Below are 18615 nucleotides of genomic sequence, written 5' to 3'. Positions count from 1 at the left end.
CGGTCGCCGTCAGCGCAGGGTGGCGACCGCCGTGCCGTGCAGGACCTCCTCGGCGCGGTCCCACGACCAGCCGTTCTCGACCACGAGCGTGCGCCATCCGGTGGGACCGAACCAGTACCAGAGGAGATCGCCGGTCTCCTTCGCCGAGTGGGGCGGCGGGGGAGTCAGGGTGTGCAGATGGCGGGCGGCGATGTGCAGCGCGTCCCGGTACGCGGCCGTCATGCGTTCCCACAGCGCCTCGCTGTCCTCATGGACGGGCAGTGCCTTGTGGACCGCCTCGATCACCGCGAACTGCCCCTCGTTGCCCAGCCGCGTGCCGTGGGCCAGGGCCTTGAGAACCGCGTCCGGGCTCCGCAGTTCGAGCAGATCCCTCATGGTCTGTTCGTAGCCGGAGGCGATCACCGCCCGGTCGACGACGCGGTTCAGGATGTCGCTCTTGCTGCCGACGCTCGCGAAGACGGTCTTCGAGGCGACACCGGCCGCCGAGGCGATGTCGGCGACGGTGACCCGGCCGTAGCCGCGCTCGGCGAAGAGTTCCGTGGCGTGTTCGAGGATCAGCGCGCGCGTCCGTGCGGCGGCTTGTTCGCGCAGCGGGGAGACGTAACGGCGCGTGGGAGGCATGCCGTCATCGTACGGCGATGAATTCAATAGGCGTGCTGTAACCTCAATTCCTGTCGGCCGGCAACACCCCTCATGACGCCTCTCCCTCGAAAGGGATCACGCAATGGGCATGGACGCCACAGCACTGGCCCACGGGCTCTTCCGCATCCTTGAGACCGGCGACCCGGCACTCGCCGCCGAGGTGGTGCACGAGGACTTCCACAACCGCGAGGCGGCCGTCTCGCCCGCCGCGAGCTCGCTCCCCGGGCCCGCGGGAGTGCTCGCCTCCGGCGCGTGGATGCGCTCCGCCTTCAGCGACCTGAACTTCCCCGTCCTGGGCATCGCCAACAACGACGAGCAGGTCTGGATACGGCTGCGCATGCGGGGCCGGCAGACCGGACCCTTCGTCCGCTTCCGCGACGGTGCGCTCGACCAGGCGATACCGCCCACCGGGCGTGACATCGACTTCGAACAGATCCATGTGCTCGACCTCCGCGACGGCAAGGTGGTCGGACACGAGGCGGTGCGGGACGACGTGGCGATGCTCGGGCAGCTGGGCGTCTTCCCGCCGAGCCCTGCTGTCGGGTTGAGCATCCTTGCGTGGAAGGTGACGGGGCGCGCCGCGCGTGCCGCGGCGGACGTGACGGCGAAGGCCGCCGAGGCAGCGGCCGGGGTGGTGAGGACCGGCTGACGGGAGCGAGGAGTTCGCGGCCGTGCTCGGGCAAGAGGCCGCACCTCCCAGATGTGAGGAAACTGGTCGTGGCGCCCTGGTGGGATGGTTCAGCTCGTCACCCGCCTCCGCCGCCCGCTTGGGGAGTGAGGCGTCAACTCCCGCGCGGCCCAAGGTGCTTGGGTCCTTCGAGTCGCTGAAGCGGGTCAGGGCCGGGGAGTTGGACATCGAGTACGCGGAAGTCGGCCCGGCGAAGGGGCCGGTGGTCGTCCTGCCGCACGGATGGCCGTACGACATCCACAGCTACGTCGACGTCGCGCCGCCGCCGAGGGGTTCCGGGTGATCGTGCCCTACCTGCGGGGCTACGGCACCACGACGTCCCGGTCGTCGAAGACCTTCCGCAACGGCCGGCGCCGGAAGTTGAACCCGCAGCAGCCGAACTCGCCGTAGTGGTGGGCTTTGTGCGCAGTGGTGGCGATGTATCGATTCGGCTAACACCTATCCGGGTTGTGCAGGAAATGTGTGCGCCTTGTGATTGAATCATGCACAACTCGGCCAGGTGGCCAGATCTCGACCGTTCGGTTCCCCGTGTCCTGTGGCCCAACAGCAGGATGTCCGCGCGCTCGTGCAGGTCAGTCCGCCGGGCCGAGCCGGTACGAACGTGCGGCAGGGGCGGGAGTGGTCGATCCGCGCGCGCCCCTGCCGTAGCGCACCCTGTGTCCCAGCGCCTTCCGACCGGAGGCCCGCGCCCGACGGGATCCGCAAGCGTCCGCGGTCCGCCGGACGGGAGCGTGCGCCACGTCACCGTGCCGGCACACCGCGACTGCGGTGCCGCCTGCCGTCACGTACGTGAAGGGAACCCGCCATGACCGTCACAGCCACCGCCGCCACCGTCTCCGACTTCTACTACGGTGCCGTGACCCCCATCGCCGCCTATCTGATGGCGTGCCTCGGAGCGGCCCTCGGGCTGCGCTGCACGACCCGTTCGCTGCGCCGCCCGCAGCACAGAGCCCGCTGGCTGGCGCTCGGCGCCGTCTCGATCGGCTGCGGCATATGGACCATGCACTTCATCGCCATGATCGGCTTCAGCGTCGAGGGCGCGCTCGTCAACTACGACGCCATGAAGACCCTCTTGAGCCTCGTCGTGGCGATCGCCGTGGTGGCCGTAGGAGTGTTCCTCGTCGGTTACCGGGGCGGCTCCCCGCTGAACCTGGGTGTGGCCGGCGCGGTCACCGGCCTCGGTGTCGCGGCCATGCACTACCTAGGCATGGCCGCCATCCACACGAACGGCACCCTCCACTACGACCCCATGACCGTGGCGCTCTCCATCGTGATCGCCATCGCGGCCGCCACCGCGGCGCTGTGGGCGGCGGTCTCCATCCACGCCCTGTGGGCGAGCCTCGGCGCGAGCCTGGTGATGGGCGTCGCCGTGACCGGCATGCACTACACCGGCATGGCCGCGGTCTCCGTCCACCTCACCGATCTGGCCGGTTCCTCGCAGTCCTCGGCCGACCTGGTCGCCTTCCTCCTCGTCATGCTCGCCGGGCCGCTCCTCGTCCTCCTGGTCGCCGCCGTGATCGTCATGTTCGACCCGGACATGATGCTCGGCGAGACCGAGGCGGAGGGGTCGGAGCCCGAGCCGGTACCGCTGTTCGGCGGCGACTCCGTGTTCCCGGCGAGGGAGCCGTCGCAGACCCACACCTCCTGGTGACCTGAGACCTGAACCGCTTCACAGCACCACGCCGGTCCGGCGGCTCAGTCCGACAGTCGCCACAACAACCGGTAATACCTGATCCGTTCCGGGTCCGGTTCGACTCCGTAGGCTTCGAGCAACGGCTCTTCCCAGCCGGGACCGTAGTTCCACCGCGTACTCCGCGTCGCGATGGCGAGGTCGGCCCAGCGGTCGGCGACGCCGAGTGATCCGAGGTCCACGTGACCGCTGCACGTGCCGTCGTCGCCGATCAGGGTGTTCGGAGCGCAGGCGTCGCCATGGCAGACGACGAGTTCATCGATCGGCGGGATGTCGGCGAGCACCCCGAGCGCACGCTCGACGGTCCCGGGGTGCTCAAAGTCCCCGGGCCAGTCCTTCGGATCGATCCGGCCCGTCGCCGCTCGGGACCGTACGGCTTCCAGCCGCTGCTCGGCCGACCAGCCGAACGGGCAGTCCGCGACGGGCAGTTGCTCATGCAGGGCGCGCAGCCCAGCACCGATCGTGCGTACTGCGGTGGCGGGGTCGCGCTTCCAGTGGTCGTCCACCGCCATGCGCCCGGGCAAGCCGGCTGTGACGATCCAGGACCCCGTCCCGTCCGCGCCCTCGTCGACGACGCGCGGCACCACGGTGAACGCCACCGCCCAGCGCAGGCGCACCACCTCGGCCGAGAGGTCGATGCCGCTGCCCGCCGGCGTCCACTTCACGAACTGCCGCGCATCCTCCAGGCCGACCTGGAACGTCAGACCGCCGGCTTCGTTCTTCCATACGGCCCGCACCGGCCGCCCCGCCGCGAGCTCGGTGACGATCCAGGGAAGCTCGACCGGCCCTTGGGGTGACGTCATCACCACCATGCCGTCACCCCTTCCCGTGCCGCGGGCGGTGGGTGAGGAGGTCGCCGGGCTGGCAGTCGAGGACTTCGCAGATGCGGGTCAGGGTGCTGAAGCGGATGGCTTTCGCGCGGCCGTTCTTGAGGATGGACAGGTTGACGTTCGTGACGCCCACCTGGGCGGCCAGTTCGGCCAGGGTCATGCCCCGTTCGTCCAGGATCCGGTCGAGGTGGACCTCGATGGCGTGCGGGTCCGCCTCGGCGGGGGACATCAGATGACCCCTTCGAGGTCTTCGCGCATCACGGTGCCGACCCGCATGATCCGGGCCAGGGAGAGCAGCCCGATGCCGGTGAGCAGTGCGAAGTACGGCATGCCGTGGTCGACGTCGTAGAGCAACGGCCTGTGGTCCGCTGTCCGCAGGGAGTTGAGCAGGGCGGCTCCCGCGACGCTCTCGGTGACGTGGCAGACGAGGCTGCCGACGGCCAGGTACCAGCCCAGGAGGCGTAGACGGCCCGCGGTGCGGAAGGTGTACGGGCCGTCCTGGCGTGCGGCGCGGATCAGCCAGTACAGAAGGAACAGGGCGCCGACGTAGAGGGCGGAGGACGGCAGCTCGGTCAGCGTGCTGAGCAGGCGTGCGCCGCCGCTCGGGGAGTGGTCGCAGTACCGCGGCGTGAACGAGACCTCGATGCCGGGCCTGGGTTCCATGACCCGGCTGAACCAGTCCTCACCGCCGCCCTGTGCGGACGGGTCGGTGCCGCAGACCGAACCGTCGCCCCATCCGAAGACGCCGCCGATCCCGACCGCGGCGTACGCCTTCAGCATCAGGAACACCGCGACCAGCGCGCAGAGCACGGTGACCACGCCGGCCATGGGTTCCAGCGGGTTTCTGCTGCCGTTCTCGGCCCCGGTCGACTCGTCGGTCATGGTGGACCGCCCCCTGTGTATCGTTTATCGATGCTATCGAAAAACGATACCGCGATAAGTGTGCGGGAGGCAAGAAGCCCACACTGCGGCCGTCTTGCGCCCGGCATTGTCCAACTCGCCCCGCAGGCGGAGGTGTTGTCGCACCTCGGCCGATGCGGCCACGAGTTCAGGGACGTACACCGTCGCCTGCACCTCCCTGCACGCGCGCGCCATGCGAGCCCGCAGGGTGTCGATGTCGACCTCCTCGGCAGTGGCGATGCCGCCGCGTTCCGTCAGCGACGAGCCGGAGTCGGCGAAGAAGACGCTCACTGTCTCCGCCAACAGGGCTTGCTCGCCCGCGACTTGGCGGACTTCGGCGAGCAGGGGCTGCAGCAGTTCGAGGAAGCGCTGTCGCAGACCGGCCTCGCGCCCGTACCGTGACCCGGCCTCGTCCGCGAAGGCGTCCGCGACGACGCCGCTCACCGACTGGACCCGCATCCACAGGGGGCGACCAGCTCGGCGGCGGTGTCCTCGGCCGCCGTACCGCGCGCCGCGGCCCGCAGTTCGTCCCAGAGCCGACGGGCGCCGACGTGAAAGGTCGCGAGCGCGTCCTGGACGGGCAGACCGTAGTACGCCCTCCGGCGTGACTCGGCCTGAAACTCCGGCAGTTGCTCGGCCGTCGGTTCCACGTCGAGGGCGAGCCCCCGCAGGAGGGCATGCAGCCGGCTGTGCACGGTCGCGCGCTGTTCGGCCAGCGGCAGCGTCGCGTAGGAGGGAGCTCGCGCCTGATGGCGTCGGTGACGACGTCACTGAGCCCGTCGAGCCGCGACAGCAGGGATTCGCAGAGCACGCGCAGCGGATGCCCGTCGGGCAGAACAGGATGAGGACGTCACGCCCGACACTGCCGAATCGACAAGGCGCCCCTGTCCATCCGCCTCACGAGGAGTGACGGGTGCTGAACGCGTGATCATGAGCGGGCGCGGGCAGGGCCCGGCCTGAGGCCACCCGGCTTGGAGGGATCGACGACTTCGCCCCCACCGGTCACGTGGCACCAACTCGGGCCCTACGACGGCCCGTTCGGCCGCGCCTGCGAAGTCTCGGGTGTCTCCGCCGGGGCGGGTGGCCGATCCGCCGGTGACGGTCCGGGCTCCGGGTCGGGCTTGTGGCCGCCGCGCAGGGCCGAGGCGACCGCGGAGACCAGGGCCATGCCCGCGGCGACGCTGAAGACGATGGTCAGGCCGTGGTGGAACGGGCCCGAGACCAACTGGGGGAAGAAGGTGTGGCCGGTCAGGACGGCGCGCTGGGCGGCGGTGACGTGGTCGAGGGTTCCGTTGGACGCGAGCAGGTGCTGGATGGGGTTGTTGCCGAGGAACGTGGCGAACAGCGTGCTCACCGGAGGCAGCGACGCCGCCTGCTCGGCCGCGCCGGCCGGTATCCCGTGCATCTGAAGCCCGTGGCTCAGCGTCCTGGGCAGCGAGGTCGCGAGCCCGGACACCATCAGGGAGAAGAACACGCCGATGGACAGCGCGGTGCCCGAGTTCTGGAAGGTGGACCGCATGCCCGAGGCGACACCCCGGTACTCGCTCGGCACGCTGCCCATGATGGACGACGTGTTGGGCGCGGAGAACATGCCCTGGCCGAGACCGTTGAGCAGCAGCAGCGCCGCGAACATCCCGTAGTCGAAGTCGATGGGCAGCGCGAGCAGACCGAGGAAGGAGAGCGCGACGACGATCAGCCCGACCGTCGAGAACATCCGGGCGCCGAACCGGTCCGACAGATAGCCGGACACGGGCCCGGCGATGAGGAAGCCGACGGTGAGCGGCAGCATGAAGATGCCCGCCCACAGCGGGGTGTCCTCGTAGTCGTAGCCGTGCAACGGCAGCCAGATGCCCTGCAGCCAGATGATCAGCATGAACTGCAGCCCGCCCCGCGCGATCGCGGTGAGCAGGGCGGCCAGGTTGCCCGCGGCGAAGGCGCGCACCTTGAACAGAGCCAGGTTGAACATCGGTTCGGCGATGTGCGTCTCGACGTAGCAGAAGACCAGCAGCAGGACGACGCCGCCGATCAGCCCGCTGAGCACCCACGGGTTTCCCCAGCCGGTGGCGCTGCCGCCGTAGGGCTGGATGCCGTAGGTGATGCCCGCGAGGAGGATTCCGGCGCCCGCCGCGAAGGTGAGGTTGCCCAGCCAGTCGATGCAGCCGGGGCGGCCCGCCGAGGTCTCGCGCAGGCTCAGGTACGACCAGATCGTGCCGGTGATGCTGATCGGCACGCTCACCCAGAACACCGCGCGCCAGTCGACGACGGCCAGCAGGCCACCGGCGAGGAGGCCGAGGAACTGGCCGGCGAGGGCGGTGATCTGGTTGACGCCGAGGGCCATTCCGCGCTGCCGGGCGGGGAAGGCGTCGGTGAGGATCGCGGCCGAGTTGGCGGTGAGCATGGAACCGCCGAAGGCCTGCACGACGCGCCAGAGGATCAGCCACATCGCGCCCGCTCCCGCGCGGAACGGGTCGAGGGACAGCGCGACGGACGCGCACGCGAAGATCAGGAAGCCGATGTTGTAGATCTTCACCCGGCCGAACATGTCACCGAGCCGGCCGAGCACGACGACCAGCACCGCCGAGACCAGCAGATAGCCCAGGATCATCCAGAGCAGATAGCCGATGTTGCCCGGCGCGAGCGGATCGAGGCCGATACCGCGGAAGATCGCGGGCAGCGAGATGATCACGATCGAGGCGTCCATCGTGGCGATCAGCACGCCGAGCGTGGTGTTCGACAGCGCGACCCACTTGTAGTTCGGCCCCGGGGGAGTGTCCTTACGACGCCCCGAGCGCACGGCGCTCCGCAGCGACGGCCGGCCGCCCCCGTTCCCCGGTCCGTCGCCGGGTATGTGCGCGCGCTCGGTCACAGTCGCTCCGCCAGTCGGTCGAGAAGGGGCAGGGCCGACGCCAGGGTCGCGCGCTCCTCCGCGGTGAACTCGTCGAGGACGGCCCCGAGCCGGTGGACCGACGCGGAGCGCCGCTCGGCCAGCACGGCGCGTCCCTCGTCCGTGATCGCCACGATGCTCCGCCGCCCGTCCGCGGCATCGGGGCTACGGCGGACCAGCCCGCGCTGTTCGAGCACCGCGAGGGTGCTGGCCATCGCCTGCGGACGTACCCGCTCGGCCTCGGCAAGGGACGTCGGCGACTCGGAGCCGTCACAGGCGAGCCGGGCCAGGACCGAGACCCCGGAGAGTGACACGTCCCCCACCGCGTGCGCCTGACGCAGGCGCCGGGTCACCCGGCCCACCGCGAGCCGCAGCTCGGACGCGAGCCGGGCGGTGTCGTTCGGGCTGTTCACCTTCATGGTTACTAACAGTAGGTTTATCAGCCTGAACTGCTCAACCAATTGTTAGTAAATCGCGCGAGGAGGCTGTCGGTGGAGAGAGGACGCCCCACAGGACTGTTCGTCGGTCTGTGCACCCTGGACGTCATCCAGCTCGTGGACCACGCACCGGGCTCGAACGAGAAACTCACGGCTCGGGAGCAGGTGGTCGCCGCGGGCGGCCCGGCGGCCAACGCGGCCGTGGCCTTCGGCCACTTGGGCGGCGCGGCCACACTCCTGACCGCGATCGGCGCCCACCCGTTGGGAGTTGGGGTAGCGGCCGACCTGAACGCGCTGGGCGTGACCGTCTCCGACCTGGCCGCCGACTCGGCGCGGCCGCCCGCGGTCTCCTCCGTCCTGGTGACCGTGTCCACCGGAGAACGGGCCGTCGCCTCGACCAACGCGACGGCACACCGGCTCGCTCCGCCCGGCGACCTCGACGCGCTGGTGGCGGCCTGCGACATCGTCGAGTTCGACGGCCACCACAGGGAACTGGCCGTCGCAGCGGCCCGCTTCGCGCGTGCCCTCGGCCGTAAGACCCTTTTCGACGGCGGCAGTTGGAAGCCCGGCACCCAGGACCTGCTGCCGTTCATCGACGTGGCCGTCTGCTCGGCCGACTTCCACCCACCCGGCACGAGCACATCGGCGGACACGCTGCGCTTCCTGCGGGAACACGGGGTCCTCTGGTCGGCGGTGAGCGGGGGAGCGGACCCCATCGTCTGGGCAGGCCCGGGCGGCGAAGGCACGGTGGACGTGCCGTCGGTGAAGGTGGCGGACACGCTGGGCGCGGGCGACGTTCTGCACGGTGCGCTCGCCCATCACCTCGCGCTGCAAGGCCACTTGAGCACGGAGGGTTTCGTCGAGGCGTTGAGCGGAGCGGCCGTAGTAGCCTCGCGGGCCTGCGCCTCGTTCGGCACACGGGCGTGGATGCGGGAGGGGTGACCCGGTCGACTCGTCCGGGCCTGAGAGGATCATCAGGAACGTGCGTGTCACCGGACCGTACGCGACAGGGGTGGGGAACATGATCAGTGCGGTGCTGCTCGGCTTCCTGGTGCTTCTCATCGGCGGATGCGCGTGTGTGGTGTGGGCCGAGCGCGGCGGCCCCCGCTGGGCCCGTGTCGTGGCGACCGTGACCCTCACCGCGAGCGAACTCCTGCGCAGCTCCGACAAGAAGCGGCGTCGGGGCCTGAACCCGAGCAGCCAGGACGACGACTAGCAAGGTCGGGTCGCCGGGGCGCGTGCCGAACCTGTTGGGGACTCGCCGGGACGGAACCCTTCTCCGCACCCCAACATGCCTAGACTGAGCCGTCGTTGATCGTTTCACGGACGGTCTCAGGAGGACCCCATGCCCCGCACCCCGTCTCGACGCACCGCTCTGCGCGGCCTGGTCGCAGGCTCAGCCGTGGTGATCGGCTTCGATCCCTTCTCCCGCAGCTGGGCGGTGACCGACACCGGCCGACCGCTCACCGGCCTGCCCCATCTGGACGGGACGCTCCACACCGACGACGCCTCGCTCAGCGCCGACGCCGACGACTTCGGGCACATCGTGCACCGGCGTCCGGCCGCGGTGCTGCGGCCAGGATCCGTGCGGGACGTCGTCGCGATGGTCCGGTTCTGCAATCTGCACGGACTCAAGGTGGCCCCGCGCGGACAGGGCCACGGGACGAACGGGCAGGCGCAGGTCGAGGGCGGCCTGATCATCGAGACCGAGCCGCTCGCCTCCATCGGCCCTGTGCGGACGGGGAGTTCACGGGTCACGGTCGGCGCGGGCGCCAAGTGGAGCGACGTCGCCAAGGCGGCCATCGCCCACGGCCTGACCCCGCCCGTCTTCACCGACTACCTCGAACTCTCCGTCGGCGGCACCCTCTCCGTCGGCGGCCTGGGCGGCCAGAGCCACCAGCAGGGCGCGCAGGTCGACAACGTCCTGGAACTCGAAGTCGTCACCGGAGCAGGGGAGTTGCTCCGCTGCTCCCCGACCCGCCACCCCGACCTCTTCCACGCCGTGCTCGCCGGCCTGGGCCAGTGCGCCGTGATCGTCGGCGCCACCCTGCGCCTGGTCCCGGCCCCGGAGACCGTACGGCACTACCTCCTCCCGTACGACGACCTCCAGACCTTCCTCGACGACCAGCAACTCCTCGCCACCGAGGGGCGGTTCGCCTACCTGGAGGGCCAGGTCGGCGCGGACACCGCCGGATCCTTCAACCAGTTCGCCATCGAGGCCGTCGCCTACGGGCCGCCGGTGGGGGACACTCCCGACGATGCGGTTCTCCTGCGGGGGCTGCGCCATGTCGCGTCCGGCGCCCAGATCACCGACCTCGGCTACTACGACTTCCTCGACCGGCTGGCAGCCTCCGTCGCCGCGCTGAAGGAAGCGGGTCTGTGGGCCTACGCCCACCCCTGGCTCAACCTGGTCATCCCGGGCCGTAGCACCGCAGACGTGGCCGGCACACTGCTGGATGCACTCACTCCGGCCAACCTCGGACCCGGCGTCGTCCTCCTGTACCCCCTGCTGCGCGAGCACCTCCACACCCCGCTGCTGCGCATGCCCGACGACCCGATGCCCTACCTGTTCGCGGTCCTGCGCGCCGCGCCGCCCGAGGACACGGCGACCGTGCGACGACTGCTGAGCGCCAACCGGTCCGCGTACGAGACGGCCCAGGCGGCCGGCGGCACCCAGTACCCGGTCGGCTCGATCCCCTTCCAACACGCCGACTGGAAGCGGCACTTCGGGCCGGTCTGGCATCGGTTCGCCGAGGCCAGGAAGACGTACGACCCGAAGGGGATCCTGGTTCCGGGGCAGGGCATCTTCTGAACTTCGATGCCGTTCTAGCCGGGAGGCAGGTCCGTCAGCGCGTCGCGCAACGCGGCGCGGGAGGCCACGCCCAACTTGGGGAAGAGCTGGCGCAGGTGGGCGGCGACGGTGCGCGGGGAGAGGAAGAGGCGCTCGGCGATCTGTTTGTTGGTGAGACCGGCCGCCGCGAGGAGCGCGATCTCCCGTTGCTGAGGTGTCAGTGACGCCGGGCCGGTGACCCCGGCGGCTGTGACGGACAGGCCGGTCGCCCGCAGCTCGTTGCCCGCCCGGGCCGTCCAGGGGCGGGCGCGGAGCCGCTCGAACGTGTCGATGGCGTCGGCGAGTTGGGTGCGTGCCTCGGTCGTGGCTTTCACCCGGCGGAGGCGTTCGCCGTAGGCGAGCCGGACCCGGGCCAGTTCGAAGGGCCAGCGGTCGGTGCCGGGTACGGCGAGCGCCTCCTCGAACAGGTCGAGCGCCTCATGGTCTACGGCTGCGATCGCCGCCGACGCTTTCACGAGCAGGGCGAGCCGTGGCGAGATCGCGGCGATGCCGGCCTCATGTGCCGCCGCCGCGTGGGCTGTTGCCTCCGAGGTACGGCCGGTTCTGACCGCGGCCTCGACGAGATCCATGACGACGAACAGGGCCGGGGGGACGTGCGAGGCGAGTTCCCCTGCGCGGCTGATGGCGCACGCGTGGCGGTAGGCGTCCTCGAACCTGCCCCGGCCGAGCGCTGCGAGCGCCCTCGCATGCGAGGCGCACGACAGGTAGGAGCCCACACCGCGCGGTGTCGCCCACAGGATCATCTCGTCCGTGAGGGTTTTGGCCGCGGTCTCGTCGCCCCGGGCGGCGGCGACCAGCGCCCGTTGGTACAGGAACTCCGTCGACAGCAGCTGGTAGCTGTGCGCTTCGCCCAGATCCCGTCCCTGCGCGGCCTGCGCCTCCAACTCGTCCCACTCACCTGCCGCGAAATGGTCCCGGCCCAGGTACACCAGCCCCTGGATCTCCACGGTGAGCGAGCTGTTGTCCCGCCCGGCGTGCAGCACGCGCCGCAGCGCCGTCCTGCACGCCGGCAACCGGTCGACGTAGAGAGAGGTCATGGCGAGCCGGATGATCCGGACCGGGTCGGCCTCCTGGTCGAGGGAGGCGATGGCCTCGTCGAGCCTGCCGAGCGCGGGCGGTGCCGTGCGCGCCGGGTCGGCCATCGTGCTGAGGGTCAGGGCGAGTTGGTCCGGGACCTCCGGTTTCAGCAGGCCGAGCGCCCGGTGCAGCGGCTTCCACAGTTCCGTGCGCTGACTGCTCTGGCACAGCCAGGCGAGGGTGTACAGCGCGTCGATCATGGTGGGGTCGGCGACGTCGTACGGCTGGTGCTGCATGTCGATCGCGCCGACGAGCAGCCGGTGGGCGGTGTCGAGGTCGCCCTCGCCGCTGAGGAGGATGTGGTGCGCGGCGGCGACCGCGGCGACCAACGGACCCGCCCGTCCGCCGTCGGCCAGGCGGGCCTCTTCGAGCAGCCGGGGCACATCGCGCAGATCACCGGTCAGGTCCGCGCCGAGATAGGCCGCCTCGGCGATCCGGCGACTGCGCTCGTAGCCGCGCGGGCTCAACTCCGCGGCGCGCAGCAGCGCGGCGATGGCACCGCCCGCGTCGCCACGCCGCACGGTGTCGCGTGCCACCTCCTCCAGGAGGCTCGCGACGTCCTCGGTGGGCTCGACCGTGGCATGGGCGAGGTGCCAGGCGCGTCGCTCGGGCCGGTCGGACCAGTACTCCGCCAGGGCGCGATGCACCTCGCGACGCTGCTCGCTGGTGGCCAGTTCCACGACGGCGGACCGCGTCAGGGGATGCCGGAACACCAGCCGGCCGGTGGTCGCGTCCACGAGTCCGGCCCGCTCCGCGGGCGCCAGGTCCTCCATACCGGTCCGCTCGGACGTGGCCGACGTGAGGACGCGCAGATCGCCGGTGCCGTCCAGGACCGCGTACAGAAGGAGCAGTCGGGTCGACGCGGGCAGCGTCTCGACGCGGGACGCGAACACGGACTGGAGACGGCGGCTGAGCGGCAGCAGTTCGGGCACCGCCGCGCCGGAGCGCTGCGGGCCGGTGAGCGCGACGGGCAGTTCGAGCAGGGCGAGCGGGTTGCCCTGCGCCTCCGCCAGCAGGCGGTCGCGGACGCGCGGGGCCAGGGACGGGGTACGCGCCTCGATCAGCGCCGCCGCGGCCGTCGTATCGAGTGGCTGTACGTCGTGATGGGGAACTCCGCCGCGTTCGAAGAAGCTTCCTTCTCCGGAGCGGTAGGCGCCGAGGAAGCCCACCCGGCTGCCGCCCAGGCGGCGGGCGACGAAGCCGAGCAGCACGGCGCTGGCGCGGTCCAGCCACGGGAGATCGTCGACGATCACCAGCAACGGGCGCTCCGCGGCGGCCTGGACGAGGAGGGTCAGCGCCGCGTTCGACACCAGCAGCTGATCGGAGGGTGCGCCGCGGTCCAGGCCCAGCGCGACGCTCAGGGCGGTGCGGTACGGGTCGGTCAGGCGGTCGATTCCGGGCAGCAGCGGCTGAAGGACCTGGTGGAGGCCGGCGAAACTGATCGCGCTCTCGAACTCCACACCGGCGGCACGCACGACCCGCGCGCCCATGCCACGTGCCTGTCGGGCCGCGGCATCCAGCAGCACCGTCTTGCCGACACCGGCGTCCCCGGACAGCAGCAGCGCCCCGCCGGAGACCATGGCCTCGTCGACGAATCCCCGGACCAGCCCTAGGTCGTGATCACGGCCGACGAGCATCTCAGCCGGACCGGACAGCGAAGACCCGTCCCCGTCCATGCGCATCTCCCTTCCGACCTCGGAACTTTACGCCCGCTCCCGCTCGTCACTGTCATCTCTTGACTTCCTGCCCCGCCTAAAGGCGGGGGATTGCAGCGGTCGCCCGCGGGGTTTCCTGTTTCACCGACGACTGCCCCGTCCGGGAGGACTCCCGTTGAGGTCTTACACCGTCTCCAGAGGCAGAGGCCGCCAGCCCGGCGGCCAGGATGTTGCAGGCTGCGTTGATGTCGCGGTCACGGCGCCGCAATCACACGTCCACGCGCGGACGTTCAGCGGCATCTTCGCCGCGACCGTGCCGCAGGCCCCGCACAGCTTGCTGCTGGGGAACCAGCGGTCGATCAGGACGAGTTCGCGCCCGTACCAGGCGCATTTGTACTCCAGCATGGAGCGCAGGCGCGTCCACGACGCGTCGCTGATGGAGGTGGCGTAGCGCCTGCTGGAGTGGGACCGAGGACACCTCCGTCAGGAACGCCAGTTCCTCGGTCTTCTTCCACTGAGTCAGCGCGGCCGACGACTGGACGTAGGAGATGCGGCGCTGCTCTCCGTACCAGGCCCGGGTGCGTTCTTCCAGCGCCTTGTTGTAGACGAGACGGACGCAGCCGAACGTGCGCGACAGCTCGGCCGCCTGCTTGTCCGTGGGGTAAAAGCGGTACTTGAACGCCCGCCTGACCTGCTGCGTCGTGCCTCACGTTCTATCAACTCCCGTGTGAGTGGCGGGTGTCGGCCGGTGGAAGGCGCACACCGGTCCGCCCTGACAGCGAACCGGCTTCCCCTGCCCTGCTCCGCAGGAGCTTCGCTTCCTCCCCCGGCCGAAGCCGTGAGTATCCACGAAGGAGAACCCCGACGAACTGGGTGCTGGAGATCCGTCGGCCGGAGTCCGGTGCGGGACTCGACCGCTCCAACCGTCCGATCCCGACGGACGAGGCGTTGGCCGGGCTGTCCGGATGGGAGCTGCCCTGGGTCGACCTGCCCGAACTGATCCGCAGCTCCACCGGCATCCACGAATACCCGATGGTGGAACGTGACCCGCTGCCGCGCTGGAGTTTCGGCCGGGTGACGCTGGTCGGCGACGCCGCCCACCCGATGTACCCCATGGGCATGAACGGCGGCTCCCAGCCGATTGTCGACGCGCGCGTCCTGGCCTGGACCCTCTCGCAGGATGACGATCAGGTACGGGCTCTGCAGCGGTGCGAGAACCTGCGCCGCGAACCGCTGAACCAACTGGCGCTGGCCAACCGTCAGTTGGGCCCTGAGAAGATCATCGCCATGGCCGAGGAGATCGGCGGCCCGGTGTCCGCGTAGCATGCGACGGCGGTGTCGCAGGGGTACAAGAAGCTCGCCGGGTGCACGACCGCCGTGCTCAACTCCAGGGATTCCTGGTCGGTTTCGCCGGTGACACCCTGAGAGTCGGTCGCCCCCTGAGTGTCGCGGTGAGCGGGCCTCAGTGCGCCTCCTCGTGCCGGTGTCGTGGCCGGGCCGGAGCGTTCCCGCCGCCCGACGCGGTGGTGCCGCGTGCGGCGGCGCGGGCCGGGCCGTCGGGGATCGTGAAGGCGAAGGCGGCGGTCGCCGCGGCGAGGGCGGCCAGGGCCAAGTAGGCATGCTGGTAAGCGGAGATGGGCGGATTCGCCGCGGCCGCCGTGGGCGTGCTCAGGACCAGGGCCGTGGTCACCGCCGCCGGCGCGAAGGCGCCGCCGGTCTGCCGTACGACCGTGTTGAGCGTGGACGCCTGGGACAGGTCCTTGCGGGACAGGGTCGCCAGCGAGGCCACCGTGGTGGGCATGAAGACGCCGCCCATGCCGATGCCGAGCAGGAACATGTAGCCGCGGAAGGTCCACAGGCCGGTGTCCTGGTCGCAGGTGGCGAGGAGCAGCAGGACCGCGCTCACCATGGCCAGACCCGAGCCGATGATGATGCGCGGGCCGACCCTGGAGTAGAGGATCCCGGCCACCTGGACGGTCAGCAGGACGCCGAAGGCCTCGGGGAAGGTGCTCGTGCCGGACTCCAGCGCGGAACGGCCCTGCCCCTGCTGGAGGAAGAGCGGGCCGAGGTACATCGCGCCGAGGATCGGCACCAGGCCCACCAGATTGATCAGGTTGGTGTCCCGGAAGAGCCGGTCCGCGAAGAGCCGGAGCTTCAACAGCGGCTCGGTGACCCGCAGTTCGAAGGCGATGGCGGCGGTGAGCAGGACCGTGCCCAGGGCGAGGGCGGTGACGATGGAGGGGGAGCTCCAGCCGCGGTTGGGGCCCTCGCAGACGCCGAACATCACGCCGCCCAGAGCCGCCGCGCTCAACAGCAGCCCGGTGAGGTCGAAACGGCCGGGCCGATGGCCGTGGTGCTCGGCGAGGAACAGCGCCCCGAACACCACGGCGGGCAGGCCCAGCGGAAGGTTGACGTAGAACACCCAGCGCCACGACAGATGGTCCACGAGCAGGCCGCCGAGCATCGGGGCGACGGCCGGGGCTATCTGCTGCGGGATGATCATGTACCGCGAAATCCGCACCTGCTCCCAGGAGTTGAAGGTGCTGTAGAGCAGCGAGGACGCGGCGGGGAACAGCACTCCGGCGGACAGGCCCTGCACCGCGCGGGAGGCGATGAGCTGACCGAGACCGGCCGCCGCGCCGCACAGCAGTGACGAGACGAGGAAGGCGCCGAGGGCGGTGAGCAACACCCGCTTGGCGCCGAACCGTTCGACCAGCCAGGCGGAGGCGGGGATGGCCATGGCCAGGCAGACCGGATAGACCACGACCACCCCGTCCAGGGCGGCCGTCGTCAGCTGGAACTGGCGCGCGATCGACGGAAGCGCGACGGTCGTGATCGCTCCGTCGACGATCGCTATGAACGTCACGCAGACGCACATGACGGGAACGACGAGACGCTGGCCCGGGCGGCGGAGGCGGAGCCGGCGGAGGTCTGGAGAGCGAAGGCGAGGGGCGAGGGGGACGGGAGGGCGTCGGAACGGCAGCACATGCTGAGCATACTCACTATGTGAGTGCTCATTGCCGCCTGGGGCTCGTACAATCGGCTCTCACCACGGAACGGGGAACGCCATGGCAGTGCACGGCAGCAGCGACATCCTGGTCGACGAGCTCTACGAGACGACGCACCAGCTGCGCCAGTTCGTCGAGACCCGGCTGCGCGCCAACGGGGCCTCGGTCGCCCGACTGCGCGCCCTGCGGATGCTCGCGCACGCCGAACAGCCCCTCCGTATGCGGGACTTGAGCGAGATGACCGGCGTCGCGGCACGGACCACGACCAGCATCGTCGACAGCCTGGAACGCGACGGTCTGGTGGAGCGCGTACGCCATCCGCACGACCGGCGCGCGTTCCTGCTGCGCCTCACCGACAAGGGCCGGGAGTGCCACCGCGAGGCGGAGGAGATCGACGGCCTCGCGCTCGCGGAGGCGACGGCCGAGCTGGACGCGGAGGACCGGGCGCAGCTACGGACCCTGCTCGCCCGCATCCGGAAGGCGACGGCCTGAGAACCGAAGGCCCTGTGTGCTCAGGCGGTGGTCCAGTCGCGGAGCCGGCGGGCGATCCGGGGGAGGCCCAGTTCCCCGGAGGCGGCGTCGCGGACGAGCGCCACGGCCGCCTTGGGCGGGTAGTCGAGGCGGCGCTCGTTGAGAATCAGATAGGCCTCGGTGGCGTGCCAGGCGAAGGCCTCGTTGGAGTGCTCCAGGCACGGCAGTTTCGCCAGGGTCTGCAGCAGCGCGGCCGCCTTGAGGTGCAGGGATCCGTAGATGTCGCGCTCCATCGCGCGGGCGTCGACCCGGGCGGCGGCGGCGTAGAGCGGGCCGTAGTCGTCGACCTGGGGATCGCGGTCGAGGAGTTCGGCGGCATGCAGGAGAAAGGTGACGTCGAGCGCGTGCGGCGGTTCGGGCTGGGTCACGCGGCGTGCCCCTGCTCCTGGCGCTCGATTTCACGGAGGGCGTCCGCCTCGGCCGCCCGCTGCTCGGCGCTGGGATCAGCGCTGCCGGGCTCGGCCGCGAAAGCCGCGCCACTGCGCGCCATCGACTCCTTGAAGCCATCGAGGAACCGCTCTTCGACGGCCGTCGCACGCGCATAGGCGGCCGAGAGGATGTACTCCTGCAGGCTGACCCCGGCCTGCTTGGCGGCGGCCTCGATGGCCGCGCGCTGCCGGGGGTCTCGGAAGCGGAGGTTCATGGCTTTCGGCGTGTTCGGCATGACGTCCACGGTACCAGTGGTACCACGTGCGGGAACCGGCGTTTCCTACACCGGCGTATGGCCCTCCAGATAGGTACGCACGGGTGCCGGCACCCCGGCGGCGATGGCATCGGCGAACGATGCCCAGCGCAGCTGCCCCGCGGTGAGCTGAGCCTCCCCCGACGGGTCGTCGCTCAGCAGCTGGCACACCACGGCCGACCCACCTCCGGACCCGGACTCCAGCAGGCTCGTTCCGTCCACGAGATAACCGGTGAGTTCGTACACCGCCCGCGCGGCAGCGGCCTGCGCCGTCTCGGCCTCCTCGGGAACACCGGACGGCAGACTCCAGCCACCCTGCACATCCACCAGCAGCACACGCCCGTCGTCCACGACGACCGCGCCCACCGCATCCTCGGCGACCTGTTCCAACGCCATGTCCCAACCGTCCCTTCGCGCACGGCACGACCGTTCCTCCGGCCACGTCCGAGCCGGTTTCCTACCCGGGACGGATCGGTTCACGCGGTACGGACGCACCGGGAGATGCCGACCGGGCCTGCGAACTCGGTCGTCCCCTCGGCTGATCACATCGAGCAGCCGGACGCCCGGGAAGACGAGGACGGTGACGGTGAGGGGGTCCGTTCCGGGACGGCTGTGGTTCATCGGGCAGCCTGCATGCGTCGGTGACCGGTGCCGGTGCCACGACCGGTTTCCTCTCTGCTGGGAGGCGGTGTATCCCAGCGGGCCGTCCCGGAACGCCGGCCCCCCGCCGTTGAGGTCCC

The 18615-nt window shown here is 70.6% G+C and carries 21 protein-coding genes and 1 pseudogene; 8 read left to right on the top strand and 14 right to left on the bottom strand.

The window, feature by feature from the left end; genetic code table 11:
• Positions 1–9: 9 nt before the first annotated feature.
• Positions 10–621 (bottom strand): TetR/AcrR family transcriptional regulator, encoded by a 612-nt coding sequence (locus tag ACGFY9_RS28295; protein ID WP_393758696.1) that lies wholly within the window; start codon positions 619–621, stop codon positions 10–12.
• A gap of 109 nt (positions 622–730) precedes the next feature.
• Here ACGFY9_RS28295 and ACGFY9_RS28290 point away from each other — a divergent pair, with 109 nt between their 5' ends.
• The 3 genes from ACGFY9_RS28290 to ACGFY9_RS28280 all read left to right on the top strand — a co-directional run bounded on the left by ACGFY9_RS28290 (position 731) and on the right by ACGFY9_RS28280 (position 2981).
• A complete protein-coding gene (locus ACGFY9_RS28290) occupies positions 731–1291 on the top strand; it encodes an ester cyclase (protein ID WP_393758694.1) in 561 nt (186 codons plus the stop codon).
• Between the two features lie 79 nt (positions 1292–1370).
• The gene (locus tag ACGFY9_RS28285; RefSeq protein WP_393758692.1) at positions 1371–1613 is read left to right on the top strand and encodes an alpha/beta fold hydrolase; all 243 of its coding nucleotides are present in this window, start codon (positions 1371–1373) and stop codon (positions 1611–1613) included.
• A 522-nt stretch (positions 1614–2135) separates the two neighbouring features.
• The gene (locus ACGFY9_RS28280) at positions 2136–2981 is read left to right on the top strand and encodes an MHYT domain-containing protein (protein WP_393758691.1); all 846 of its coding nucleotides are present in this window, start codon (positions 2136–2138) and stop codon (positions 2979–2981) included.
• A 44-nt stretch (positions 2982–3025) separates the two neighbouring features.
• Here the strand turns inward: ACGFY9_RS28280 and ACGFY9_RS28275 are convergent, their stop codons facing one another.
• From ACGFY9_RS28275 to ACGFY9_RS28245, 7 genes are all read right to left on the bottom strand, one after another.
• On the bottom strand, positions 3026–3832 hold the full coding sequence (locus tag ACGFY9_RS28275; RefSeq protein WP_393758689.1) for an aminoglycoside 3'-phosphotransferase: 807 nt from the start codon (positions 3830–3832) through the stop codon (positions 3026–3028).
• Between the two features lie 4 nt (positions 3833–3836).
• The gene (locus tag ACGFY9_RS28270; protein WP_393758687.1) at positions 3837–4079 is read right to left on the bottom strand and encodes a helix-turn-helix domain-containing protein; all 243 of its coding nucleotides are present in this window, start codon (positions 4077–4079) and stop codon (positions 3837–3839) included.
• Complete coding sequence (locus tag ACGFY9_RS28265) at positions 4079–4732, bottom strand: DUF2975 domain-containing protein (RefSeq protein ID WP_393758685.1); 654 nt, start codon at positions 4730–4732, stop codon at positions 4079–4081. The genes ACGFY9_RS28270 and ACGFY9_RS28265 overlap by 1 nt, the downstream gene beginning before the upstream one ends.
• Before the next feature lie 33 nt (positions 4733–4765).
• Entirely contained in the window at positions 4766–5194 is a 429-nt protein-coding gene (locus tag ACGFY9_RS28260) for a hypothetical protein (protein ID WP_393758683.1), read from the bottom strand.
• Positions 5191–5445, bottom strand: coding sequence for a hypothetical protein (locus tag ACGFY9_RS28255; protein ID WP_393758681.1), 255 nt, complete (start codon positions 5443–5445; stop codon positions 5191–5193). The genes ACGFY9_RS28260 and ACGFY9_RS28255 overlap by 4 nt, the downstream gene beginning before the upstream one ends.
• Before the next feature lie 329 nt (positions 5446–5774).
• Positions 5775–7616 (bottom strand): MFS transporter, encoded by a 1842-nt coding sequence (locus ACGFY9_RS28250; RefSeq protein WP_393758679.1) that lies wholly within the window; start codon positions 7614–7616, stop codon positions 5775–5777.
• Entirely contained in the window at positions 7613–8053 is a 441-nt protein-coding gene (locus ACGFY9_RS28245) for a MarR family winged helix-turn-helix transcriptional regulator (RefSeq protein ID WP_393758677.1), read from the bottom strand. The genes ACGFY9_RS28250 and ACGFY9_RS28245 overlap by 4 nt, the downstream gene beginning before the upstream one ends.
• Positions 8054–8125: 72 nt before the next feature.
• Here ACGFY9_RS28245 and ACGFY9_RS28240 point away from each other — a divergent pair, with 72 nt between their 5' ends.
• From ACGFY9_RS28240 to ACGFY9_RS28230, 3 genes are all read left to right on the top strand, one after another.
• A complete protein-coding gene (locus ACGFY9_RS28240) occupies positions 8126–9013 on the top strand; it encodes a PfkB family carbohydrate kinase (RefSeq protein ID WP_393758675.1) in 888 nt (295 codons plus the stop codon).
• A gap of 79 nt (positions 9014–9092) precedes the next feature.
• The gene (locus ACGFY9_RS28235) at positions 9093–9287 is read left to right on the top strand and encodes a hypothetical protein (RefSeq protein WP_393759054.1); all 195 of its coding nucleotides are present in this window, start codon (positions 9093–9095) and stop codon (positions 9285–9287) included.
• 129 nt (positions 9288–9416) lie between these two features.
• Positions 9417–10883 carry an FAD-binding protein gene (locus tag ACGFY9_RS28230; RefSeq protein WP_393758673.1) on the top strand — a complete coding sequence of 489 codons (1467 nt, stop codon included), beginning with the start codon at positions 9417–9419 and terminating at the stop codon, positions 10881–10883.
• Between the two features lie 14 nt (positions 10884–10897).
• Here ACGFY9_RS28230 and ACGFY9_RS28225 read toward each other — a convergent pair whose 3' ends face one another.
• Positions 10898–13681, bottom strand: coding sequence for an ATP-binding protein (locus tag ACGFY9_RS28225; RefSeq protein WP_393758671.1), 2784 nt, complete (start codon positions 13679–13681; stop codon positions 10898–10900).
• A 70-nt stretch (positions 13682–13751) separates the two neighbouring features.
• Positions 13752–14351: pseudogene (locus ACGFY9_RS28220) on the bottom strand (helix-turn-helix domain-containing protein); the annotation flags it as partial.
• A 176-nt stretch (positions 14352–14527) separates the two neighbouring features.
• Here ACGFY9_RS28220 and ACGFY9_RS28215 point away from each other — a divergent pair.
• Positions 14528–14977: an FAD-dependent monooxygenase gene (locus ACGFY9_RS28215; protein ID WP_393758669.1), complete on the top strand. Its 450-nt coding sequence runs from the start codon at positions 14528–14530 to the stop codon at positions 14975–14977.
• A 139-nt stretch (positions 14978–15116) separates the two neighbouring features.
• On the opposite strand, the gene ACGFY9_RS28210 is transcribed toward ACGFY9_RS28215, so the two are convergent.
• Positions 15117–16532: a DHA2 family efflux MFS transporter permease subunit gene (locus ACGFY9_RS28210; protein WP_393758667.1), complete on the bottom strand. Its 1416-nt coding sequence runs from the start codon at positions 16530–16532 to the stop codon at positions 15117–15119.
• 190 nt (positions 16533–16722) lie between these two features.
• Here ACGFY9_RS28210 and ACGFY9_RS28205 point away from each other — a divergent pair, with 190 nt between their 5' ends.
• Positions 16723–17154 (top strand): MarR family transcriptional regulator, encoded by a 432-nt coding sequence (locus ACGFY9_RS28205; RefSeq protein WP_366495813.1) that lies wholly within the window; start codon positions 16723–16725, stop codon positions 17152–17154.
• A gap of 20 nt (positions 17155–17174) precedes the next feature.
• Here ACGFY9_RS28205 and ACGFY9_RS28200 read toward each other — a convergent pair whose 3' ends face one another.
• From ACGFY9_RS28200 to ACGFY9_RS28190, 3 genes are read right to left on the bottom strand one after another with little or no spacing between them, the layout of a single operon-like run.
• Positions 17175–17561, bottom strand: coding sequence for a fic family toxin-antitoxin system, toxin component (locus ACGFY9_RS28200; RefSeq protein WP_365303042.1), 387 nt, complete (start codon positions 17559–17561; stop codon positions 17175–17177).
• Complete coding sequence (locus ACGFY9_RS28195; RefSeq protein WP_393758664.1) at positions 17558–17857, bottom strand: DUF1778 domain-containing protein; 300 nt, start codon at positions 17855–17857, stop codon at positions 17558–17560. The genes ACGFY9_RS28200 and ACGFY9_RS28195 overlap by 4 nt, the downstream gene beginning before the upstream one ends.
• Before the next feature lie 45 nt (positions 17858–17902).
• Positions 17903–18271, bottom strand: a complete 369-nt coding sequence (locus ACGFY9_RS28190) for an NUDIX domain-containing protein (RefSeq protein ID WP_393758662.1) — start codon at positions 18269–18271, stop codon at positions 17903–17905.
• Positions 18272–18615 lie beyond the last annotated feature (344 nt).

The organism is Streptomyces sp. NPDC048504 (assembly GCF_043200035.1).
Lineage (GTDB): Bacteria > Actinomycetota > Actinomycetes > Streptomycetales > Streptomycetaceae > Streptomyces.
This window is presented reverse-complemented; position numbering and strand designations above follow the sequence as displayed.